Below are 5,175 nucleotides of genomic sequence, written 5' to 3' on the forward strand. Positions count from 1 at the left end.
CGCCTGCCGTCCCGCCGCCTGGCGCAGCCTCGCCCGCGGACGGGCCGCCCAGCTCGGTGTCGAGCCCGCGGGGCAGCCCGGCGAGCCAGCCGCCGAGGCCGACCTCGTCCAGGACGGCGCGTAACCGGGCGTCGTCCGCGAGTGGCCGGAACAGCGTCAGGTTGTCCCGCACGCTCGCCGCGAACAGCCGCACGTCCTGCGTGACCGCGCACATCCGGCGGCGTACCGAGGCCGGGTCGGCCTCGCGCAGGTCCAGCCCGCCGACCCGGACCGCGCCCTCGCCGGGGTCGTGGAGTCGCAGCACCAGCCGGGCGATGGTGGTCTTGCCGCTGCCCGTACGGCCCACCAGGCCGAGCGTCTCGCCGGGCGCCAGCGCGAGGGAGACGTCCGACAGCACCCCTTCGCCGGCGTCATAGGCGAAGCTCACGCCGTCGAGTTCCAGGGCGAGCGGCCCGGACGCGGGCAGGGGCCTGGGGCGGGCGGGTTCGGGCAGCGTCCGGCGCTCGGCCAGCAGGGCGCCGATGCGAGCCACCCCGGCCAGGGCCGCCTGGTAGCCGCGCAGCCGGTCGATCAGCCGCTCGAACGGGGCGCGGACCATCAGCGTGTACTGGAAGAGGAGGACGGCGGTGCCGACCGTGAGCGTCCCGGACTGGCGGCCCCACGCGGCGAGGGCGAGCACGACGGCCGTGCCCGCCGCGAACGCCACGGCCGTGCCCGCGATGAGGCCGCTGCCGACCTGCGAGCCCTTGACGTCCGCCCCGTACCAGGTGGCGGCGACCTGGTGGAAGCGGCGTACGACGTGCTCGCCCGCGCCGTTGGCCCGGATGTCCTCCGCCCCTGCAAGCCGCTCCTCGAGGTGGCCGACGAGCTCCGCGTCGGCCGCCCGGGAGCGGGCCGCCGACGGCACGGCGAGCCGCTGCGCGCGGGCCATCCCGAACCCGGCCAGCGCGCAGTAGGCCAGCAGCGCGGCGCCCATGAGCGGGTCCACGGTGAACACCACGACGAGCATCCCCGCGAGGAGCAGCACACCGGCCACCACGTCCAGCAGGAACGCGACGACGAAGTCGGCGACGGCCACCACGTCGCCGTCGACCCGTTCGATCATCTCGCCGGGCGGGTGCCTGACGTGGAAGGCCAGGTCGAGGCCGAGCGCGTGCTCGGCGAGCCGCTCCCGGAGGCGGTCGGTCCCGTCCCAGGCGAGCCGGCTCGCGAGCCAGGCCGTGACCAGCCGGGCGGCCTGTCCGGCGACGGCGACCGCGAGGAAGCCGAGCGCGACGAGCGTGAGGTGGCGGGTCCCGGCGCCGTCGATCGCGCCGTCCACGAAGCGCCGGGTGAGCTGGGGCGCCGCCAGGGGCAGCGCCGTCATGGCGGTGACGGAGACGGCGAGCGCCGCCGCCTGGCGGCGGCCGGGACGCAGGTGCCGCAGGACCGGGATCCCGGGGTTCGCGCGTGTCCTACCGGCGTTTACATGGGCCAGGATCCCCAAGTTGAGCGTGCGCAAGAAGCGTCATGTCCTTTGCGTAGGTGGAAGCTCTGAGCTGGGTGGACATGAACGCTCGCCGCATTTCCCCGCCTCCTGGATCGGCCACCTGTCACCGCGAGTACAGCAGAGGCCCGGCGGCGCGCTCAATCGAATTTCCCGGGAGCCGCTGTTAGGGTGAGCGCGATGTCATCCGTCCTGATACTCAACGGGCCCAACCTCAACCTCCTCGGCACCCGCAAGCCCGAGGTCTACGGCTCGACCACGCTGGCGGACGTGGAGGAGCTGTGCCGCCAGGAGGCCGGCAAGCTCGGGCTGGACGCCGTCTTCCGGCAGTCCAACCACGAGGGCCAGCTGATCGACTGGATCCACGAGGCCGGCGCGGAGGTCAAGGCCGGCAGGTGCGTCGGCGTGGTGTTCAACGCCGGGGCCTACACGCACACCTCGGTCGCGCTGCACGACGCCATCGAGGCCGTGGAGCTGCCGGTGGTAGAGGTGCACATCTCCAACGTGCACCGGCGAGAGGAGTTCCGGCACCACTCCTACCTGTCGCCGGTGGCGCGGGGCATCGTCGTCGGCTTCGGCGTGTACGGCTACGTCCTCGCCATCCACGGGCTGTACCAGGCGGCGCGGTCGTAGCCGCGGGAGGCGCCCGGCGGGTCAGAAAGCCCGGCGGGTCAGAAGCGGTGTGCCCGCCGGAGGTCGGCGGGGCGCCCGTCGGGGTCGACCGCGAGCTTGTACAGCGGCAGGGCCAGCACCTTGCGCAGCCGCCCCACCTCCGGCCGGGAGTGCGGGCGCAGCCGTCCCGGCGGGCGCGTCCCCCGGCACCCGCCGCGGTGCCAGGCGGCCAGCCGGTCGGCGGACTCGGCGAACGCCTCGAACGCGGCCTTCGGGTCGCACAGCTCGTCCACGTCGTCCGGATCGCGGTCCAGGTGCTCGGCCGCGAGCATGAGCCGGAGCCGCCTGGCGAACACCCGCCCACCGGCGGGCGGGCGCGGATCGAGCTCCTCGTCTATCACCGCGCAGCTCAGCTCCGAGTCGTACGTCCACGACCGCAGGTTGACGTTGTCGGAGCCGACGCTCGCCCACACGTCGTCGACCACGCACACCTTGGCGTGCACGTACACCGGGGTGCCCGCGTGGTTCTCCAGGTCGTAGACGGCGAACCGGTCGCCGCCCGCCTGGCGCAGCCGGTCCAGCGCCTCGCTCCTGCCGATCAGGCTGGCGGGGGCGGCGAGCCAGCCGTCCTGATCGGGGTGGCGCGGGACCACGACGATCATGCGGAGCTCCGGCTCGCGTTCCAGCGCCTCGGCGAACGGCTCGATCACGTCGGTGGACCACAGGTACTGGTCCTCCAGGTACACGAACGAGCGGGCCCTGCGCAGCACCTTCTGGTAGCCCCTCGCCACGCTCCGCTCTCCCCTCGGGGCGAACGGGTAGGGGCGGCGCCGGTAGGGATAGGTCCTCAGGAGCTGGACGGCGTGCGTCCCTGCGGGCTCCGGCGCGGGCCTGGGCGGCGGGAGCGGCGGCACGTCGTCCATCCGCTCCAGGTGGTCGCGCAGCCGCCTGAACGGCTGGCGGGTCTCGGGGGCGGGGTCGTCCCAGCGTTCGCGGAAGACCTTCTCCACCTCGGCCACGGCCGGCCCGTGAATCGCCACCTGCGCGTCGTGCCACGGCGGCCGTTCGCCGTACTCGGGGGACATGGGCGGCGGCTGCGGGTCGCCCCGGTGCCCGGCGTCGTCCCGGCGGCCGTGGCACAGGTCGACGCCGCCCAGGAAGGCCACGTCGCCGGCCGGGTCGCCGCGGTGGCGCAGCACGACGAACTTCTGGTGGTGCGAGCCCCCGATCCGTACCCGGGTGTCGAGCAGGGCCTGGCCGCCGGCGGCCTCGACGTCCTCGCCCAGGTGCCTGTTCTCCGCGGCGCTGAAACGCAGCGCGTCCAGGTGGGAGCGCCAGATCAGGCCGCGTACGAGCGCTCCCCTGCGCGCGGCCTGCGCCATCGCGGCGGCCATCCCGGGGCCGGTGTCGGTGAGCCGCTGGTCGGGGTCGCCGCGCCAGTCGGTGAACAGCAGCAGGTCACGCGGGCCCAGCCGGTCGAGGCCGGCTTTCAGCTCGGCGAAGTACGTGGCCCCGTGGACGAGCGGCCGCACGAGGTTGCCCGTCGACCAGGCCGTCAGCCGGGTCGACGGGTTGTCCCGTTCCTCGTCGGTGAGGAACCACTCATCGAGGCGCATCCGCCTCCCGCTACCCGGGCCGGTCCCCCGCATTCCTCAGCAGCGTCCACAGGCCCTCGGGCGTCAGCGGGGTGGCGGTGACATCGCCGGCCACCTCCGGCAGCGCGGCGGCGACCGCGTTGCCGATCGCCGCGGGTGGCCCGATCGTGCCCGCCTCGCCGACTCCCTTCATGCCTCCGGGGGTGATGGGCGAGGAGGTCTCCAGGCAGAGCACCTGGATGTCGGGGATCTCGCGGGTCGTCGGCAGCAGGTAGTCGATGATCGGCTGCCCGTCGCCGGTGTAGACGATCTCCTCCGTCAGCGCCATGCCGATGCCCTGCGCCACGCCGCCGCGGATCTGGCCTTCCACGATGGCCGGGTTCACCAGCACGCCGGCGTCGTTGACCACCCAGTAGCCCTCCACCTCGACCGCGCCGGTCTCCGGGTCGACGGCCACGGCCGCGGCGTGCGCGCCGTACGCGTAGGTGGACGCCGGCGGGTCGTAGCTGACCCGCTCCTCCAGCCCGGGGGTCGCGCCTTCGGGCAGGTCCCAGGCGCGCCACGCCGACGTGGCGATCTCCCGCAGCGTCAGCGAGGCGCGCGGGTCGCCCTTCACCTGTACGGCCGAGCCGGTGATCTCCAGGTCGTCCGGCGCCGCCTCCAGCCGGTGCGCGGCGATGGCCAGGATCTTCTCCCTCAGCCGGTCCGCGGCCTGGACGAGCGCGCCGCCGCCCAACGCCAGCGAGCGGCTCGCGATCGAACCGATCGAGGAGTAGGGCGTGGCCGCCGTGTCGCCGAGCACCACCCGTACCCGGTCGAGCGGCACCCCGACCCGGTCGGCGGCGAGCTGGGCGAGCGCCGTCTCGATGCCCTGCCCGATGCCTGTGACGCCCGAGGCGACGACGACCGAGGCGTCCGGCTCCATGCGCAGCACCGCGGTCTCGAACCCGCCCGCCTGCATCCCCATGGCCTTCATGTCCATCGACGGCCCGAGCCCGGTCGCCTCGACGTGGCAGGAGAACCCCACCCCGCGCCTGCGGCCGTCGTCCCGGGCCGGCGGCGTGACCAGGTCGCGGAGGGTCCGCAGGGCGCGCGGGTAGTCGCCCGAGTCGTACGTCTGCCAGGTCCGCGTGGCGCAGGGCAGCTCGTCTGGGCCGATCATGTTGCCCAGCCGCAGCTCGACCGGGTCGAGCCCGAGCCGCCGCGCGGCCTCGTCGATCAGCCGCTCCCTGGTGTAGGTGGCCTCCGGCTGGCCGAACCCCCGGTAGGACCCCGTCGGAGTGGTCGTCGTGACCACGCCGCGCAGCCGTACCCCTGTCCGGTCGAAGCGGTACGGGCCGGGCAGCGTGGTCGCGGTCACCGCGAACGGCGAGGCGCCGACGTTGGACGGGTGCGCGCCGAGGTCGCCGACCACGTCGGCGTGGAGCGCGACGAAGCGCCCGTCCGCGTCCAGCGCCAGCCGCGCCCGGTGCGCGGCGGCCC

Annotated in this window: 4 protein-coding genes; 1 reads left to right on the forward strand and 3 read right to left on the reverse strand. The window is 74.5% G+C overall.

All coding sequences use genetic code 11. From position 1 onward, the window contains the following. Positions 1-1,501 (reverse strand): ABC transporter ATP-binding protein (locus tag DQW85_RS27795; protein WP_205315458.1); only part of this gene is annotated, 1,501 nt, incomplete at its 3' end. 165 nt (positions 1,502-1,666) lie between these two features. Here DQW85_RS27795 and aroQ point away from each other — a divergent pair. After that, positions 1,667-2,119, forward strand: coding sequence for a type II 3-dehydroquinate dehydratase (gene aroQ / locus DQW85_RS27800; protein WP_113702854.1), 453 nt, complete (start codon positions 1,667-1,669; stop codon positions 2,117-2,119). A 38-nt stretch (positions 2,120-2,157) separates the two neighbouring features. Here the strand turns inward: aroQ and DQW85_RS27805 are convergent, their stop codons facing one another. Beyond that, positions 2,158-3,714 (reverse strand): phospholipase D-like domain-containing protein, encoded by a 1,557-nt coding sequence (locus DQW85_RS27805; protein WP_113702855.1) that lies wholly within the window; start codon positions 3,712-3,714, stop codon positions 2,158-2,160. A gap of 10 nt (positions 3,715-3,724) precedes the next feature. Next, positions 3,725-5,175 (reverse strand): xanthine dehydrogenase family protein molybdopterin-binding subunit (locus DQW85_RS27810; protein WP_162795433.1); only part of this gene is annotated, 1,451 nt, incomplete at its 5' end.

Origin of the sequence: Nonomuraea lactucae (assembly GCF_003313395.1) — a bacterium.
Classification (GTDB): Bacteria; Actinomycetota; Actinomycetes; order Streptosporangiales; family Streptosporangiaceae; genus Nonomuraea; species Nonomuraea lactucae.